This is a genomic window from Acinetobacter sp. AOR43_HL (assembly GCF_027854635.1).
Taxonomy (GTDB): Bacteria; Pseudomonadota; Gammaproteobacteria; order Pseudomonadales; family Moraxellaceae; genus Acinetobacter; species Acinetobacter pittii.
In genome coordinates this window covers 42448-60165 of record NZ_JAKTHX010000037.1, presented here as the reverse complement: position 1 = coordinate 60165, position 17718 = coordinate 42448, and the positions used below count along the sequence as shown (strand labels likewise).

Annotated in this window: 14 protein-coding genes and 1 pseudogene; 6 read left to right on the top strand and 9 right to left on the bottom strand. The window is 38.7% G+C overall.

Annotated features, from left to right (window positions below; translation table 11 throughout):
* Nucleotides 1–82 precede the first annotated feature (82 nt).
* A complete protein-coding gene (locus MKL33_RS18875) occupies nucleotides 83–427 on the top strand; it encodes a hypothetical protein (protein ID WP_002121546.1) in 345 nt (114 codons plus the stop codon).
* 61 nt (nucleotides 428–488) lie between these two features.
* Here MKL33_RS18875 and MKL33_RS18870 read toward each other — a convergent pair whose 3' ends face one another.
* Nucleotides 489–1100: a glutathione binding-like protein gene (locus MKL33_RS18870; RefSeq protein WP_002121577.1), complete on the bottom strand. Its 612-nt coding sequence runs from the start codon at nucleotides 1098–1100 to the stop codon at nucleotides 489–491.
* Between the two features lie 207 nt (nucleotides 1101–1307).
* Nucleotides 1308–3746 carry an ExeM/NucH family extracellular endonuclease gene (locus tag MKL33_RS18865; RefSeq protein ID WP_270907524.1) on the bottom strand — a complete coding sequence of 813 codons (2439 nt, stop codon included), beginning with the start codon at nucleotides 3744–3746 and terminating at the stop codon, nucleotides 1308–1310.
* A 145-nt stretch (nucleotides 3747–3891) separates the two neighbouring features.
* Between MKL33_RS18865 and trmB the strand changes: the two genes are divergently transcribed.
* The 3 genes from trmB (at nucleotide 3892) to MKL33_RS18850 (ending at nucleotide 6074) form a co-directional block, all read left to right on the top strand.
* Complete coding sequence (gene trmB, locus MKL33_RS18860) at nucleotides 3892–4608, top strand: tRNA (guanosine(46)-N7)-methyltransferase TrmB (protein WP_032004018.1); 717 nt, start codon at nucleotides 3892–3894, stop codon at nucleotides 4606–4608.
* A 172-nt stretch (nucleotides 4609–4780) separates the two neighbouring features.
* The gene (locus MKL33_RS18855; protein ID WP_017399348.1) at nucleotides 4781–5155 is read left to right on the top strand and encodes a hypothetical protein; all 375 of its coding nucleotides are present in this window, start codon (nucleotides 4781–4783) and stop codon (nucleotides 5153–5155) included.
* Between the two features lie 292 nt (nucleotides 5156–5447).
* On the top strand, nucleotides 5448–6074 hold the full coding sequence (locus MKL33_RS18850) for a glutathione S-transferase family protein (RefSeq protein WP_270907523.1): 627 nt from the start codon (nucleotides 5448–5450) through the stop codon (nucleotides 6072–6074).
* Nucleotides 6075–6088: 14 nt separating this feature from the next.
* Here the strand turns inward: MKL33_RS18850 and MKL33_RS18845 are convergent, their stop codons facing one another.
* From MKL33_RS18845 to MKL33_RS18825, 5 genes are all read right to left on the bottom strand, one after another.
* A complete protein-coding gene (locus MKL33_RS18845) occupies nucleotides 6089–6868 on the bottom strand; it encodes a Rossmann-like and DUF2520 domain-containing protein (protein ID WP_270907522.1) in 780 nt (259 codons plus the stop codon).
* A gap of 93 nt (nucleotides 6869–6961) precedes the next feature.
* Nucleotides 6962–8389 (bottom strand): OmpA family protein, encoded by a 1428-nt coding sequence (locus MKL33_RS18840; protein WP_270907521.1) that lies wholly within the window; start codon nucleotides 8387–8389, stop codon nucleotides 6962–6964.
* 213 nt (nucleotides 8390–8602) lie between these two features.
* Nucleotides 8603–9838, bottom strand: a complete 1236-nt coding sequence (locus MKL33_RS18835; RefSeq protein ID WP_005076972.1) for a dihydroorotase — start codon at nucleotides 9836–9838, stop codon at nucleotides 8603–8605.
* A 12-nt stretch (nucleotides 9839–9850) separates the two neighbouring features.
* Nucleotides 9851–10867, bottom strand: coding sequence for an aspartate carbamoyltransferase catalytic subunit (locus MKL33_RS18830; RefSeq protein WP_002121555.1), 1017 nt, complete (start codon nucleotides 10865–10867; stop codon nucleotides 9851–9853).
* 124 nt (nucleotides 10868–10991) lie between these two features.
* Nucleotides 10992–11336, bottom strand: coding sequence for a hypothetical protein (locus MKL33_RS18825; RefSeq protein WP_032004024.1), 345 nt, complete (start codon nucleotides 11334–11336; stop codon nucleotides 10992–10994).
* 239 nt (nucleotides 11337–11575) lie between these two features.
* On the opposite strand from MKL33_RS18825, the gene rlmKL reads away from it, so the two are divergent.
* Nucleotides 11576–13786, top strand: coding sequence for a bifunctional 23S rRNA (guanine(2069)-N(7))-methyltransferase RlmK/23S rRNA (guanine(2445)-N(2))-methyltransferase RlmL (rlmKL, locus tag MKL33_RS18820; RefSeq protein WP_005076976.1), 2211 nt, complete (start codon nucleotides 11576–11578; stop codon nucleotides 13784–13786).
* 18 nt (nucleotides 13787–13804) lie between these two features.
* On the opposite strand, the gene MKL33_RS18815 is transcribed toward rlmKL, so the two are convergent.
* Nucleotides 13805–14221 carry a hypothetical protein gene (locus MKL33_RS18815; protein WP_017386366.1) on the bottom strand — a complete coding sequence of 139 codons (417 nt, stop codon included), beginning with the start codon at nucleotides 14219–14221 and terminating at the stop codon, nucleotides 13805–13807.
* 280 nt (nucleotides 14222–14501) lie between these two features.
* Between MKL33_RS18815 and MKL33_RS18810 the strand changes: the two are divergent.
* Nucleotides 14502–14984 (top strand): annotated as a pseudogene (locus MKL33_RS18810) (CinA family protein); the annotation flags it as partial.
* Nucleotides 14985–15034: 50 nt separating this feature from the next.
* Here MKL33_RS18810 and clpB read toward each other — a convergent pair.
* A complete protein-coding gene (gene clpB / locus MKL33_RS18805) occupies nucleotides 15035–17614 on the bottom strand; it encodes an ATP-dependent chaperone ClpB (protein ID WP_005070314.1) in 2580 nt (859 codons plus the stop codon).
* Nucleotides 17615–17718: the final 104 nt, after the last annotated feature.

Here is a 17718-nt window from a genome sequence, read left to right as displayed (position 1 = left end):
TTCGATCTTTATTAATCATTTACTTTATGTTTATATTTTAGACATCCATATTTGGATGCCATGAATTAGAAGGAAAAACACAATGAATAAATTACTTGTTGCTTTAGGTCTTGCTGCGACTGTTGCCCTTGTTGGTTGTAATAAAGATAAAGCTCCAGAAACTGGTGCGACTACAGGTGAACACTTAGAAAATGCTGCTCAACAAGCAAGTGCTGATATCAAATCTGCTGGTGATAAAGCTGCTGACGATATTGCAACTGCAACTGATAATGCTGCTGAGAAGATCGATGCTGCAACCGATCACGCTGCTGACGCGACTGCTAAAGCTGCAGCTGAAACAGAAGCGACTGCACGTAAAGCGACTGCTGATACAGCTCAAGCTGTTGAGAATACCGCTGCTGAAGTGAAAAAAGACGCTCAACACTAATCGTTTTTAGTATAAAAAAGCCCCTATTGATTAGGGGCTTTTTTTTGGCTCTTAAAATCTTTTATGAAATTAAGCCTTCGTCACGCATCGCAATTTGTACAGATTGACGCTCTGCAACTTTATTGCGTAATGCAATAATGTGCTTATAAGGTGTTAAGTCATGCTCAATTGAGTTTGACCAATTTGTTAAAACAAATAGATAAGCATCTGCTGGACCAAAATTATCATTTACCAAATAATCGTAATCAGATTCAGACAAATAGTTATCGATATATTTTAAAAGACGGTCGATTTCTGCATAAGCTTTGGTTTTTTCATCGCTCGTTAACGGTGCCCCAAAGAAAACTGCATAAGCATCATGCAATTCAGAGTTCAAATAACCCAACCATTCCAATACTTTCGCACGGCCCATACCCGATGGCGGAATTAAATCCTGCTTAGGATCGTGCTGGGCAAGGAAAGGTAAAATCGCCACGTTCTCAGTTAACATTAAACCAGGGTTAATTTCTAAAGCTGGTACATATCCTTTTGGATTAATCTCGTAATAATCTGCACCTTTTTCTGTTTTATGTGTTTTTAAATTTACTCGTTCCAAGTCAAAATCAACATTAATTTCATTTAAAATAATATGTGCAGCTAAAGAACATGCGCCTGGCGAATAATATAATTTCATATCTGATCCTTGTTATCTCATATTAACGTTTTAAATTGCTTCTAGAAAACCTGCAAGGTTTGCACAATTCTTTAATTGTAAAAAAGCGTAAACTTATAAAATACTTACACCATCTAATATTCTTGAAAAATTTATTCCTTGCAAGTTGTCTTGCGTGACGATTGTTTAAAATATGATAAAACACATTTACGTCACGCAATTTTTCCATTAATTACGTTTAAAAAGCTGGCTAATCCAATTCATTAATTCAGTTAAGAAATCAAAAATACCGTTTTTCTTATCATCATCAGGCTGGCTTGAATCTTTACCATTTAAATCCAGATCAACAATTACTGGATCATGATCCGAAGAACGATAAGCATCTTCACCATAGAACAATGCCTTTTGCTCATCAGTTTTATATTCTTCGTTGTAATCTAAAACGGTTGGCTCATCTGCATTGATATGCCATGCAAAGGTTCTGACTACTTTTGGATATAGAGCTGCATCAGCAATTGCATGGTCTAAATTACCCGCTCCACCATTTCCATTGGCATCACTCGCAACACCAAACACATAGCTATATGCCTCTGCACCCTGTCCTACCTTAGCGTCGTTCAACAAAACTTTGTAGTTCGCTTTTTCAAATGACAAAATAGGTTCTTCTTTTGCGTAGCTATTCATATCCCCTACAAGTAAAGCATTTTGCTTAGGCACTTGAGTTGGATTTTTTGCTAACCACTGCACAATTTGATCAACTGCTTTCACACGAGTCGGGTTCCAACAGCCTTGACCATCTTTTTGGTCTGCATCAATAGAGCTAGCATCCACCCCACTACAGCTTTTCGATTTTAAGTGATTTGGAATAACGGTAAAGGTTTTATTACCACGAACGGCTTGGAAACTTTGCGCCAATGTTGTTCGGTTCTTGTCACCCAAATCAAGCACAACGGGTTTATTCAAAGGCTTAACACGCTTGCTGTTATAAATAATAGCAACCGCAATCGCATCACCACCTAAACGGTCTAAGTTTTCAGGAACAACGTATTTCCAATCACTACCTAAAGCACTGGTTAAATGAGCAATTGCACTGTTCGGACCATAACCATTGTTCGCAATTTCCATTAAACCATACACATCAGCATCAATCGCTTTTAATGCACTCACAATTTTACGATGCTGTTTATCAAACTCAGCTTGTGTCGTTGCACCGCGCTCCGTTGGGAAACCCGTTGCGCCATTGTCATAGTTCAAAACGTTAAATGAAGCTACGCGAATGTGATTAGCATTTTTGGTAATGACACTTTGACGCGGGTTTGTTTGAGTAATTACTTCAGGTTGATTGCGTCCAAGCACTGGTTGCACACGCCAACCATTAAAACGATATTCTAAAATACCTTCAGCATTTTTAAGTTGATAACCTGAACGTAGCGTATTAGCAGCACTAAAATTTGTCGGTAACCACGGAGTACGGTTTTGATTGTTATAGCCGTCATCAAAAATAATTTTCGACAATAAATTCTTCTGAGCAAGAGCTTTAGCTTCAGGAGATAACGCTGGATATAAATTAGTCGGAATATATAAGCGACCTAAGCTTAGAGATAATTCACCATAACGGCCATAATTGTAGTTCTCGCTTACCGTTAAAGTCTGAGGTAATTTAACCAACATACCTTGATAACGCTGCGGAGAATGAGTTGAACCACCTGTTAAGCTAGCAAATGGAAGTTCAAGGCTAATCGGCTGCACCTGATTTGCCATATTGCTATTACAAGTTTGAATATCTTGTTGTAATTGATCTAATTGCAATTGGTTTTGATAAGTTGTTAAACGACCACGCAAAATAACCTCATCGCCAACTTGTCCGCCTTTTACCGTACTACTATTTGGAATATAAACAAAAATAGCATTGCTGACATTTGCACGCGCTTTCGTATCTGGTGTCTGCACATAAAAACCAGAGAAACCATTGGCATAGCGGTAGTCGGCAGTAATTACCCCACGTACAGTATAGCTCTGGTTTTGTGCTGCGGTTGATAAATCAGCAATTGGTGTATCGGAGCTTGAACAACTCACCGTTTCAACAGGTGGCTGTGTTATTGAGCCAGATAAATTTGAAAAGTCATTTCGGTTTGTCCAAGCTGACCATGAACGGTCCAAATCAAATGCTGCAGTTGCATCAATACTTAAAGCTGAGTTCTCAGTTTCAATACGCTTAAAACTATTTCCTAAGCTCGAAACGGCTGTTCCCCATCCTGTTTCTGGTCGCTCACCAATACGCCCAAAACGGTCTACAGGCGTACCTTTATACACAAGTACAACCGCATCATCTCCATTAAAAGATAATGCAGCGATCTGATTTACTTTACTGCCAAGTTCAGCCTGCAACTCAGAACGACCTACTAAAAACTTCTGCTTACTGGTTAACGATCCTTGTAAACGGAAAGTCGCTGTTTTTGCTGTACCGCCATTATTAAATTGTTGAATTTCATAGTCGGCTAAATTAACTGTAGTCCCATCTGGATTATAAATTTCCAAACCTTTGCGGTTACTACTGCCGTCAACATATTGACTAAACATGAGCTGTGCTTGTGCCCAAGGACTATATGTAAAAGCACCAAGTGCCCCTAATAGCACAGAAAGTGTGCGTAATTGAAAAGTTTTCATGAGTAAATATGTTCATTTGAAATTTATATAGATTCTTAGATTAAATATTGAACATGACATCTACATGAAGAAAAACACCGAAACATTTGACTTGACCACATGAAGACTTAAAATACCGCATTTGAATTTCAATATTGCCAAGGTTATGTCGATCGATCAGTTAGAAACGCAAATTGCAGACTTAGACAATTTGCCTGAACACCGTGAAATTGTGACGTTTATGCGTCGTTCAGCACCACTTAATACGTCTCAACGCACGGCATTAGAACAACATCGCGATTTAATTTTGGAATATCCTGTTGGTGACTTACGTCAGCACTTCGAACATCCAGAACGTCCTTTAACTGTTGAAATCGGTTTTGGTATGGGTCGTTCATTAGTGCTTATGGCAAAAGCAAACCCTGAACGCAACTATGTGGGTATTGAAGTTCACGTACCTGGTATTGCTCAATGCCTATATGAAGCAGGTATAGCAGAAGTTAAAAACTTACGTGTACTTGATGCAGACGCGATTCAGGTTTTACGTGAAATGCCAGACAACAGCATTAACTGCGTACAACTTTACTTCCCAGACCCTTGGCAAAAGAAACGTCATTTCAAACGTCGTTTTGTTATTCACGAGCGTATGCAATTGGTTGAACAAAAACTTGAGCTTGGTGGTACATTCCACGCAGCAACAGACTGGGAACCGTATGCTGAATGGATGCTTGATATTTTAGATAACCGTCCAGATCTTGAAAACTTGGCGGGTAAAGGCAACAGCTACCCTCGTCCAGAGTGGCGCCCAGTGACTAAGTTTGAACGCCGTGGTATTGAGTCAGGTCATAAAATTAATGACTTTATCTTTAAGAAGATTAAGTAAATAATAAAAAAGGCCTAGTTTATTACTAGGCCTTTTTTATTTTAAAACCAATCCAGTGAATAAGTAGAATTAAAAATTAACTGAGTATAAAGATTTAAATGAAAATAACTTTTGAATTATTAGTTATATAAATATAATAATAACCACCATTTTAACTAGACAGAAAATAACAATGAAGCCTTTCGCATTTCTAATTTGTGTAATTGTATCAAGTGGCTGCTTTGCCTCAACTCAAGAAGACTTTGAACTTAAATATTACAAGTTAATGGAACGATACATTCAAACACAATCGGACAGAAATCAAGTCATTTCCACAGAGGCAAAAACTGAGCAAGAAGATCTAGTTAGGTCTAATAAACTCAAAACTCTAGATTGCAAAGGATGGAAAGAAAATATTGAACTTTTTGACTTTATTTTAAGTAGATTTAAAGAATATGAATCAGCCTCAGAAGAAGTTCGAATAATGGGATATACTAAAGAAAACCTAAGAGAAGATTCTGAATGGCTACGCGAACAATTAGACAAGCCAGAGAACAAATGTAAATAAACAAAATTCAAAGAACCGCCGAAATGAAGTGCGGTTTTTTATTACCTGCTAAAAGCGGATACAAACAACGTAACAACCGGATACTCATTTTGTTTCCAAGTACCAGCATCCCCCTCTTGAGGTATTTCCTTTATTCCCCCCTAAAATAAAAAGCTCTCATTCATTATAATTTTCTTTAAATGTCACTTTATCTATTCTCTAGACTTATTAATATTCATAAATCATGTTAAACATATAAAAATGAACGCTTCAACAACTAATTACTTAAACTCACGAGAAGTCAGAAAACACTATGTTAAAAATTTTAGGGCGCGAGAACTCCATCAATGTTCGCAAAGTCTTATGGCTGTGTGAAGAACTAAATCTTGAATATGAAAGAGAAGATTGGGGACGAGGCTTTCGTTCAGCACAATCACCTGAATATTTGCAATTAAATCCAAACGGTCAAATTCCTGTTGTTATAGATGGCGATTTAGTCCTTTGGCAATCCAACAGTATTATCCGTTATTTGACCAATGCTTACGATAAAGAACATCAGCTTTACCCTACTCAAGCGAAAGAAAGATTCTTTGTTGACCAGTGGATTGATTGGCAAGCAATCGAGCTGAATAACAGCTGGACTTATACAATTATGTCTCTGTTGAGACATTCACCAGATCATCAAGATCCAAACTTATTACAACAAGGTATTGATGACTGGAATCATCATATGCAGATTCTCGATCAACAACTCGCAAAAACTCAGGCCTATGTTGCTGGTTCACAATTTAGCTTGGCCGATATTCCAATTGGCCTGTCTGTACAACGTTGGAAAGCCACTCCTTTTGACCATCCAACGCTTAAGCATGTTGACCAATATTTTGAACGTTTAAATCAACGTGCGGGTTTCTTAAAATGGGGTAATAACGGCGAACCTTAATTTTTAAATAAGCTTTAAACCGAGTGATGGCGCTTCACGATGCCATCACTTAAAATTTGATAGACCTGTTTTAAGTCATCTTGATTTGCTTGAGCCAATAAGCCTTGATGCATTGTCAAGATATTTTGATCCCCCCTTACGGCAGGCCCTGTTTGCATTTGCTTTGGATCATTTTCAGTCGCTTTTTTTGCTGTTTCCAAAATTAAAGGATAGAGCAAACTAAAGTCGACCTGCTCTTTATCTACTACCTGCTTTGCCATATCAAAACAATAGTTACTAAAATTACAGGCAAATACTGCTGCTAAATGCAAAGTTAAACGCTGTTTTGAGGTGTATTGATATACTCGATTACTTAGGCTATTTGCTAAATCTGAAAGTAGTTTTTGATCGGTATCTGTTACCGCTTCAACAAATAATGGTGTGGCTTGCCAATCGACGTCTCTTTCAAGACTGAAAGTTTGCAAAGGATAAAATACCCCTGCTTTTGTATGTACCTGACTGATGACTTCAATATCAGTACTACCCGAAGTATGGACAATAAGTGTATCAGGAAAGAATTCATGAACTTGTTTTACAAGATCTGCAATTGCACTGTCTGAAACCGCTAAAATGATAAGATCAGTTGATTGGAATTGTTGAAGTGACTGACATGCTTTTGCCTGAAACTGCTCTGCAAACTTTTGAGTCTTCTCAAAATCACGCGCATAGACTTGTATGATGTGATGACCTTGAGCCAACAATACCTTTGCTAAATGAAAGGCAACTCGCCCACTTCCAACCAAACTGATTTTCATATCAATCCAACACTATTTGTTCCAACAAAAAAGCTTCTCAAAATGAGAAGCTTTTTTCAAATTAAAATATCTAATTTTTCATACATCAGAATATTATTGAGCTACTGAAAACTCAATACGACGGTTTTTAAAGCGTCCTTCTTCTGTCGTGTTCTCTGCAACAGGCTGATCAGAGCCATGACCTTGTGCAACTAATTTAGACCCGTCTACACCTTTAGATGTTAAATAGTCGACTACTGCTTGAGCACGGCGTTGTGATAAAGCTTTATTTGCTGCTGCATTACCCGTCGAGTCAGTGTGACCACCCACATTTAATTTCACACCACTGACTTTATTTAAAAGTGTTGCAGCTTGATCAAGAATAGCTTTGTTGTCTGCTGGAATATCGCTTGAGCCACTCGCAAAGTTAATGATTTGCAAGTTAAGTGCTTTTACTAATGCATTTACATCGACATTATTCGGATCAATTGAGCCTAGAGCAGTTTGCGAAGCAGTTAAGCTATTGCTTACAGATTGCTCAGCTGTTTCTGGTGCAGTAGAAACAACTTCAGTGTGAGGAACAAGAGCTTTTACTTTTGCGGTTAATGCTGCTAACGCTGCTGCATCACCTGCTTTCAAAGTAATTTTGTCACCTATCCATTCTAAAGATGCATTTGGCACACCTTTTAAGGCAACAAGCACGCCAGCAAGTGCATCTTTATCTGTAAATCCAGCTGCATATGTTTGACTAGTATCAACGTTACAATCTTGAGTTGATGAGAAAACCTGTTTAACTTGAGTTTGTAGGGTTGCTAAGAATCCTTGATCGCCAATACCTGCCTGACACTGGCTAACAGCACCTTTATCATCTGTGCTTAAGGTTAAACTCGCAGGTGCAGCTGCGGTAGTAGCCTCAACACCACTGGCAGCCGTTGGTTCAGGTGCTGGTACAGCTTCTTTATGCTGGCAAGAACGCCATAACCAAGCAATGATAAGGCCCAAAATAATTAAGGCAATAATAGGGAGGAACCCACGAGATTTGCCTGTTTTTTCACTGGCTGCAGCTAATGGTGGGGCTGCTGAAGTTGCATGGGGAACTGAAGATAAACCTGCACCAAGTCCTAAAGGAGCTAATAGACCCACTGCCCATCCCGGCAAATGCGAACGAATAGTATCTGCGTGCTGGCGCAAATAATTTACAATACTCTGTTGATCATTTCCGGCAACGTCTGAAATTGCATTGAGGCTAGGTTTAATCGCGCTATTGAGTGTACTTTCTATTTCATTATTTGGTGCCGTACCGCTTAAGTGAGTAAGTACAGTATTCTTGATTTGGTCATTATGAGAAAAAAGGTCTGATAATGAGGGAGCCAAACTGTTTTTTAATTGTCCAATAAGATCAGGTTTAGCAGCTAATAGTGAAAGCAAAATTGGATAAAACTTAGATAAAGCATTCGATTTTTCGCCTAGGTATCCATCCTGATTATCTAATATTGTTGATGATACTTTTTCTTTAAGCAGTTCTATAGGGTTTATCGACATTGGTTATTCTCCCGAATTTTATACGTCGTAACCAGCAACTTTTGATTATTCAAATACTTCTCTTTGCTGATAGTTTTTTATTCTAATGTGCGCTCAATCTTTTGTTGTTTTTTAAATAATTTATATACAAATTTCCATCTAGTATTTACAAAACAGGCAGATCTTATTGATCTACCTGTTTATATTTTAAATTTACTTTAAATACCCGTTTTATCAGTTAGCAAAAGTTTGAAGTACTTTACCGGTAAGGTTTTGACCCAGTAATGGAGTATTTTTCCCTTGTGATAAAATTGTGTCTTTGCTTACTGTCCAGTTTAATTCAGGATCGACTAATACCCATCCTGCTTCATCTTCCCAACGCGTAGTCATATTGGCAACCTGCGCAGGTACGCTAGTCACTTTTTCAACCCACTCTAAAGGTTCAAATAAACCTTCATTAATGAGCTGAATGCCTAAAGATACATAAGTATCAAAAGCAGTAATGCCCGGTTGAGTTTCAGCAAATGGTGCCATTTTTGCTGAACTGCTTAAAGGCTCATGATGCGTACAAATTGCATCAATCACGCCTTCTTTTAAGCCTTGACGTAAAAGTTCTTTATCTTGCTCAGAACGTAATGGCGGACGAACATGCGCAAGTGAATTGAAACCATCAGTTAAGTGTTCAGTTAAATGCAACTGATGCATTGCTACATCGGCAGTCACAGGTAAACCTTTTGCTTTTGCTGCGCGGATTAATTCAACCGATGCACCGCAAGATAACAAACCAAAGTGAGCTTTTACGCCAGTTGCTTCAATCATAAGCAAATACTTTGCAATTGCTACAGTTTCAGCAATTGCAGGAATCATCGGCAAACCTTGGCGAGAAGCAATAAAGCCTTCGTGTGCACATCCATCTTTAGCAATCTGTGGCTCTTCAGCATAAAATACGACTGTTAAACCAAGACCCGCTGCATATTCCAAGGTACGAATAACTACATCATCATTTTCAAAAGCGGCATTCGCATTAGAAACAGCAGTACAACCACCTTTTTTCAGGCCCGCCATATTTGCTGGTTGCTTACCATTTAAACCTTGGGTCTGAGCACCAATGATATGCATGTGAATGCCACCATCATGCCAAGCCTTTTCAATCAAGCCATGAATGAGAGCACCATTGTCTTGTACAATCGGCTTTGAATCAGGTGGTGTAATCACATGCAAAATACCATTGGCACGTGCTGCCTTACCTTCCGATTTCAATGTCCCATGTTGCTGTTGACCCGGTTCACGCAAACGCGCGCACAAATCAACCATGGTTGGCATTAACCATTTACCTTGGCCATCAATGGTTTGCTCAACTTGCTCAACTGGAGCAACCAACTTGCCATTTTCAATATATACAGTTTGTACGCTGTCTGTTTTTTGGATTGGGTCTAACACACGTACATTTTCAATTTTTACAATACTCATGTGATCCATTCCTTACAACGTAATCGCTTCAATTAAACCTTGCTCTTGGAGTTGGCCTTGCATCGATAACGCCAATACGGCCATACGAACTGCAATACCATTGGTTACTTGTTTCAAAATAACCGACTGATCTCCATCAGCAACACTTGAATCAATTTCTACACCACGGTTCATTGGTCCAGGATGCATCACAATGCAATCTGGTTTAGCTAAACCAAGACGTTCTTTGTTTAAACCATACATTCTGTAAAATTCAGACTGTGAAGATAACGCTGGAGAGTCAATACGTTCGTTTTGAATACGTAAAGCAATAATCACATCACAATCGGTAATGCCTTCATCCATCTTGTTAAACAAGCGAACGTGCTCGCCATATTCCGAAAAGCCCACTGGCAATAATGTATTCGGTGCAATCACACGAATGTCTTTACAACCTAGAGTTTGTAATGCAGCTACATCCGAACGTGCTACACGAGAGTGTTTAATGTCCCCGATAATAGCAACGCTTAAATCTTCAAATGGTTTTTTAGTTTCACGGCGAATGGTGAGCATATCAAGCATCGCTTGCGTTGGATGAGCGTGACGCCCATCCCCTGCATTAATAATCGCGACCTTTGGACATACATCTTTAGCAATGAAATGTGCAGCACCCGAAGATGAATGGCGAACAACAAAGATATCCGCTGCCATTGCTTCAAGGTTCCAGAGCGTATCGCGCAGAGTTTCACCTTTTGAAGTACTTGAACGTGCAATATCAATGTTCAGTACATTGGCAGACAAACGTTTTGCTGCTGCTTCAAAAGTAGTACGGGTACGTGTGGAGTTTTCAAAGAAGAGATTCATAACCGTCAATCCCTCTAAGAGCGGACGGTTAATTAAATTATTATTATCATCTAAAAAGCTTTGTGCGGTATCTAAAATCTTGGTGAGGTTTTCTTTTGAAAGTCCCTCAATCGTTAAAAAATGTTTTAAATTTCCGTCTTGATTGAGCTGAACCTGGCTCGGTTGATGCAACGCTGCAATATGCATAATGGATTCCTATGGGTCGAATCGCGAAAACGTGCATAGTGTAGCTGAATTCCGCTCTTTTCGCAGAAGAACTTTACAGAATAAGGCCCTAAATTGACCAGAAAATTTAGAACCTTATTGGCAATTACCTTAATGCACCAATGTAATGGTGCGGAACTTGAGCCCGATAAATATCCTCAGCGGTAATTTCCGTCTCTTCATCGACTTTAACAACAGCAATTTTTTCTTTTTGAGAAGGCTCTGGTATTGTATCAACCAACGATTTCAATCGCTCAACACTTCGTTTTAATTCGTCATCCTCTGTTTCTAGTGCCAGCGCAATGACATATTTTGCATAATCTTTATTTTGGACAACGTACATTGCATCAATTACTCGCCCCGTCACCCTACGCATGCGTACATATATTTGTGTCGCTACTGAGAAAGCATCCGCATTAGCAATAAAACCATTCCCCATCATGTCTTTCATTTATAATTACCCCATCAATTTAAAATAATAAAATGGTTAAAAACTGGCTATGTTTGTTAATTAAATAACCATTGATAGGATTGAGTTAGCAAAATACATACCACTTTAATTGTTTTAATCTTTAAAAATCAGTTTATTGGTTGGATTATGATAGGTTGCAATAATTTAAAAACCTTTACACATCAAAATAAGTTAAACTTTGCATCGTTAATATTTATATGTTTTGGTCAATCGAGTTTATGAATACCTCTTTACGTTTAAACCACTATTGGATTACTTGTGCTGATGGTTTAGAAGCCCTCTTACAAGAAGAAATAGAACAGCTTGGCACCAAAGTGACAGAACGTAAAGCAGGACGTTTAATCATTGAAGGAACGCTTGAACATGCTTACCGCATCTGTATGTGGTCGCGTCTTGCTTCTCGTGTTTTACTTCCGATTCATACTTATGAACTTGAACATACACACGATGCACGTGATGTAGCAGAAGAGCTTTATGAAGGTGCGATTAGCTTTGATTGGTCACTTATTTTTGCACCACAAAGTACCTTCGCTATTCGCTTACATGCTGAACGTGAAATTAAGGTTAACACTCAATTTGCAACACTTAGAGCAAAAGATGGTGTTGTAGATTCCTTTATGGAAGCTGTAGGTCGTCGTCCGAGCATTGATACTAAACAACCAGAAATTACGTTGTATGTTTTAGCAGGTAAAACTGAGCATACATATTGCCTAGATTTATCAGGTGATTCATTACATAAACGTGGTTACCGTCGTTATATGACGGATGCACCAATTAAAGAAAACCTTGCTGCGGCAATTTTACAAAAAGCTCAGCTTCAACAACGTAAGCCAGAGATTGTGCTCGACCCGATGTGCGGTTCAGGTACATTTATTATTGAAGCATTAATGATTTTGACTGACCGTGCACCAGGCCTTGTTCGCCGTTTTGGTTTTAATGGTTGGCATGGTCATGACCGCGAGCTTTGGCTTTCACTCAAAGCTGAAGCAGCAGAACGTCATGAAAAGGCGCTTGAATTACCTTTACCTAAGTTTTATGCCTACGATGCAGACTGGGAAGCTGTAAAAGCCACCCGTGAAAATATTATTGCGGCAGGCTTTGAAAAACAGTTAGGCCAAATTCAAATTGAAGAACGTACTTTAGCGGACTGGCCTGATTTTTCAGCTGAAGGCAAAACTGCATTTATTGTGACTAACCCTCCATATGGTGAACGTTTAGGTGATAAAGCATCTAACCGCTCTCTTTACTTAGGTTTATCTGCGCTTTTACAAAAACATTTTCCGAATCAATATGCAGCAATTATTGCAGCTCAAATTGAACAAGCCGATGTTTTAGCGTTTGAAGCACCTGAAACTTTACGTTTAATGAATGGTAAGTTACCGATTTACATTCGTTTTGGTTCAATTAAGCCAGAAAAAGTAACTCAGCCATTCTTAGCAACTTGGCAAGCTCAACCTATTGAAATGGAAGAAGCTCAAGATTTTGCTAATCGTTTGCAAAAAAATATGACTGCCTTGAAAAAATGGGCAACGAAAGAAAATGTTTATTGCTTACGTTTGTATGATGCAGACTTACCTGACTTTAATGTCGCTGTTGACTTATACGGCGATCGCTTACATGTTCAGGAATATGCACCACCAAAAACGATCGATCCTGAAAAAGCAAAAAAACGTTTTAACTTAGCACTCGCTGCAATTCGTGCTGTTACCGGTCTAAACCGCGATGCCATATTTATTAAGACACGTGCACGCCAAACTGGTACAAATCAATATACGAAACAAAGTACAGCTTCAAAACGTTTTATCGTTCAGGAAGGTAAAGCTAAAATTTTAGTTAACCTGACAGATTACCTAGATACAGGTTTATTTCTTGACCACCGTCAAATGCGTTTACGTATTGCTCAAGAAGCTCGTGGTAAGCACTTCTTGAACTTATATAGCTATACCTCTACAGCAAGCTTACATGCTGCTTTAGGCGGTGCTGCAAGTACGACAAGTGTAGACTTATCTAATACCTACTTAAGCTGGTCAAAAGAAAACTTCGTTTTAAATGGCCTGACTGTAGATCACGCAGATGAACAGCACATGTTCTTTGCGAGTGACTGTTTTGAGTGGTTAAAAGAAGGTCACGAACAATATGACCTTATTTTTATCGATCCACCGACATTCTCAAACTCTAAAAAGTTCTACGGTACTTTCGACGTCCAACGTGACCATGTTTCACTCATTAAACGTGCAATGAATCGTTTAAACAGTGAAGGAACGCTTTATTTCTCAAACAACTATCGTGGTTTTGAGATGGACGAAGAGATCGAAGCTATTTTTCAGGTTGAAGAAATCACTTCTGAAACTATTGGCCCTGATTTTAAACGTAATCAAAAAATCCACCGTGCATGGAAAATCCAGCATCCTGGCCTAGATCAATATTAATAAGACTAGAGGTTATTATTACTTCACGGTAATAATAACCTCGCCATGAACATTTTTTGATTCAAAATCATATTTGGTAAATCGGTCTGCTCTTTCCGGTAATGCCATCATTTCTAGTTTCTTCTTTTCCTTACTATCGATAACATGATTTTGTTTTTGTTCTTGATAAGGTGAAAGTACACTTGTTCTAAGTGCATCCCATCGAACTTGTTGTAAATAATTATCCCCTAACACCTGACGTGCTTGTTGTTGTTCTATCATTGGTTTCTTAGCATCGTCTTGAGCTTTCGCAATAATCACAGGTAAAGCTGCATTTACTGCCCCTGTTTGTGTTGCTAAGGCCCCTTCACTTAGAGGCTGTGCAGCCCATACATTGATGGGTATTAGCGAAATAAAACCTAAAATACACAGCGCAGGTCCTTGTTTATTGTTCATTGCATTTATCCTAAATTGTTATTGTTCGTTATATCGAACAAAATTAACAATTTTTTAAACATGTCGCAATGTTATAAATAGACTTCCCGACAATTAACATTGATCATTTTAAAACCTGAACTATTACACAAGCATTTAGTGAATATTCAAGTTGTTTTATAGATTTTTATCTCAGACTTGTACGACACTGCTAAATCACTTACTGTAATTTTATAATTTATCTGTAAATTGATTTTATTTATAAATAAACACCATTCGAGGTGAAATAATGCTTCAGTAGTGCTGCCAACTATTAGAAGATCGCCAGCTCAAAATTGCTTTTATTGAGAGTGCGAGTTCGGGTTATTTAACAAGTCAGTTTTCTATTCATAAAAATAGTGGTGCAGATATTTTACTAGGTGGCTTAGTTAGCTACGACCCAAGCATTAAAATTAGTATTTTAAATATCGATCCAAAGTTAATAGAGACTTACACAGCAGAGTCACCGCAAGTCACAGAGGAAATGTGTAGGCTGGGTCAAAGCTTATTTCAACAAGCTGATATTATTGTCAGTTGTACTGGGCTATTAAAATCTGGCGGAAGTGAAACCCCAGAAAAACCTGTGGGCACCTTTTTTATTTGCATTTCTTACCAACAGCATATTTATCATTATCGTTATTTTTTATCTGGTCACTCAGAACAAAAGTTAAAGACATTAACTCAGAAAGTTTCAGATGCCATAATTGCTTTACTCACATCAACCTTAAAAACTGATTCAACATAAAAAAAGAGAATATGTTTCCATATTCTCTTTTCGGTTTTAGCAGAAAAAGCTTAGCTGAGTTTCATTTTATCGAAGACTAAATGCCCATTTTCGCCTTTAACTAGAATAGTATCACCTGCGACAAAATCACCCGACAAGATTTTTTGTGCTAATGTGTTTTCAATCTGTTGTTGAATCGCACGTTTCAATGGACGCGCGCCATAGACAGGATCGAAACCAGCATCAATCAATAAATCAAAAGCGGTATCATCTACAGTTAGACTCATGTCACGATCAACAAGACGCGAACGTAATCGATCCAACTGAATATCGGCAATACCACGAATTTGTGCTTTTTTGAGTGAATGGAAAATCACAAGCTCATCAATCCGGTTAATAAATTCCGGACGGAAATGCTGACTTACCGCATTCATTACAATGGTACGCACTTCATCATCAGTTGCACCCTCACCTAGCTCACGTACATCTTGTGAACCCAAGTTCGAAGTCATCACAATTACCGTATTTTTAAAGTCCACTACTCGACCTTGTGAATCGGTTAAGCGGCCATCGTCCAATACCTGGAGCAAGATATTGAATACATCTGGATGTGCTTTTTCAACCTCATCAAACAACACCACGCTATATGGCTTACGGCGAACAGCTTCGGTTAAAACACCGCCTTCTTCATAACCGACATATCCTGGAGGTGCACCAACCAAACGGCTAACAGAGTGTTTTTCCATGAATTCACTCATGTCGATACGAATCATGGCATCATCACTGTCAAACAAGAAGTTAGCAAGTGCTTTAGTCAACTCAGTTTTACCAACACCTGTTGGACCCAAGAACAAGAATGATCCACTAGGTCGATTCGGGTCAGACAAACCGGCACGTGAACGGCGTACTGCATTCGACACTGCAACAACTGCTTCATCTTGCCCTACAACACGGTCATGTAAAAACTCTTCCATATTAAGGAGTTTTTCACGCTCGCCTTGCATCATTTTAGCAACCGGGATACCTGTCGCAGCACTAACAACTTCGGCAATTTCATTTTCAGTTACTTTAGTACGAATGAGTTTTGGCTCTTCGTTCTCTTCTGCAACTTCATCTTGCTCCAGTTGTTTTTGCAACTCTGGAATTACGCCATACTGTAAACGTGCTGCCTCAGCCAAATCACCTTCACGCTGAGCTTTCTCAAAAGCAATACGTGCTTTATCAAGTTCCACCTGAGCCTGTTTAGTACCTTCTACCAAAGTTTTTTCAGACTTCCAGATTTCTTCAAGATCGTTGTATTCTTTCTCGACTTCAGCAATCTGTTTTTCAAGATGAGTGACTTCAGCTTTACTGCCGACATCTTCATCTTTTTTCACAGCTTCCAATTGCATTTTCAACTGGATTAAACGGCGATCGAGCTTATCAAGTGCTTCAGGTTTAGAGTCAATCTCCATTTTAATACGAGAAGCTGCCTCATCAATCAAATCAATTGCCTTGTCTGGTAATTGACGATCAGTGATGTAACGATGAGACATTTTCGCCGCAGCAATAATCGCAGAGTCTAAAATTTGCACACCATGGTGAGTGGCATATTTTTCTTTAAGTCCACGTAAAATTGCAATCGTATCTTCAACACTTGGCTCATCAACCAGTACTTTCTGGAAACGACGCTCTAAAGCTGCATCTTTTTCAATATATTGACGATATTCATCTAAGGTCGTCGCACCCACACAGCGCAATTCACCACGAGCCAACGCAGGTTTTAACATATTACCTGCATCCATCGCGCCATCACCTTTACCTGCACCTACGAGTGTATGTAACTCATCAATAAACAGGATGATTTCGCCTTCGTGTTTTGCCAAGTCTTTTAGAACAGCTTTTAAACGTTCTTCAAACTCACCACGATATTTAGCACCAGCCAGTAATGAACCTAAGTCGAGGGATAAAACACGTTTATTTTTTAATCCCTCTGGCACTTCACCATTCACAATACGCTGTGCCAAACCTTCAACAATAGCGGTTTTACCTACACCCGGCTCACCAATAAGAACAGGGTTGTTTTTGGTACGACGCGATAACACCTGAATGGTACGGCGAATTTCATCGTCACGCCCAATGACAGGATCAAGTTTTCCAGATAAAGCACGCTCTGTTAAATCAATCGTATATTTATTAAGTGAGTCACGTTGGTCTTCGTGATTATTACTCATGACTTTGTCATTACCTCGAATATGTTCAATTACTTTGCGTAAGCTGTCGGGAGTTACACCTACCGCACTTAAAATATTTTTAGTTTCGCCTGTCTCTGCCAAACCTAATAAAACCCAGTCAGTTGATAAAAATTCATCACCTGCCTTTTGCGCATATCTGTCTGCCAAATTAAGCGCTTTAACGGCTTCTGGGTTTAAGTTGACATCACCCGTTGGGTTGGCAATTGTCGGCGCATCTTTTATAGCCTGTTCAAGTTTTTGTTTAAGTTCAGGTAACCGTGCACCTGCTTGTTGCAACAAACTAATATTTGATGGCTCTTCTAACAAGGTAGACAAAATATGAATACCTGCGATAGCGGTATGGTCTTTACCCATCGCTAAAGATTGAGCATCTGAGAGGGCTTGCTGCAAGCGGTTTGTAAATTTCTCAAAACGCATTCTTGTTATTCCTCACAACAAATTTGTACTTGTCTAATAGATGGGAACACTTCTTCGAATTTCAAATAAATTTTTATATATTTTTCATAATGTTATAAAAATAA

Coding starts and splice junctions, on each gene's coding strand:
- MKL33_RS18875 (WP_002121546.1), top strand. CDS start 83: ATGAATAAATTACTTGTTGCTTTAGGTCTTGCTGCGACTGTTGCCCTT.
- MKL33_RS18870 (WP_002121577.1), bottom strand. CDS start 1,100: ATGAAATTATATTATTCGCCAGGCGCATGTTCTTTAGCTGCACATATT.
- MKL33_RS18865 (WP_270907524.1), bottom strand. CDS start 3,746: ATGAAAACTTTTCAATTACGCACACTTTCTGTGCTATTAGGGGCACTT.
- trmB (WP_032004018.1), top strand. CDS start 3,892: ATGTCGATCGATCAGTTAGAAACGCAAATTGCAGACTTAGACAATTTG.
- MKL33_RS18855 (WP_017399348.1), top strand. CDS start 4,781: ATGAAGCCTTTCGCATTTCTAATTTGTGTAATTGTATCAAGTGGCTGC.
- MKL33_RS18850 (WP_270907523.1), top strand. CDS start 5,448: ATGTTAAAAATTTTAGGGCGCGAGAACTCCATCAATGTTCGCAAAGTC.
- MKL33_RS18845 (WP_270907522.1), bottom strand. CDS start 6,868: ATGAAAATCAGTTTGGTTGGAAGTGGGCGAGTTGCCTTTCATTTAGCA.
- MKL33_RS18840 (WP_270907521.1), bottom strand. CDS start 8,389: ATGTCGATAAACCCTATAGAACTGCTTAAAGAAAAAGTATCATCAACA.
- MKL33_RS18835 (WP_005076972.1), bottom strand. CDS start 9,838: ATGAGTATTGTAAAAATTGAAAATGTACGTGTGTTAGACCCAATCCAA.
- MKL33_RS18830 (WP_002121555.1), bottom strand. CDS start 10,867: ATGCATATTGCAGCGTTGCATCAACCGAGCCAGGTTCAGCTCAATCAA.
- MKL33_RS18825 (WP_032004024.1), bottom strand. CDS start 11,336: ATGAAAGACATGATGGGGAATGGTTTTATTGCTAATGCGGATGCTTTC.
- rlmKL (WP_005076976.1), top strand. CDS start 11,576: ATGAATACCTCTTTACGTTTAAACCACTATTGGATTACTTGTGCTGAT.
- MKL33_RS18815 (WP_017386366.1), bottom strand. CDS start 14,221: ATGAACAATAAACAAGGACCTGCGCTGTGTATTTTAGGTTTTATTTCG.
- clpB (WP_005070314.1), bottom strand. CDS start 17,614: ATGCGTTTTGAGAAATTTACAAACCGCTTGCAGCAAGCCCTCTCAGAT.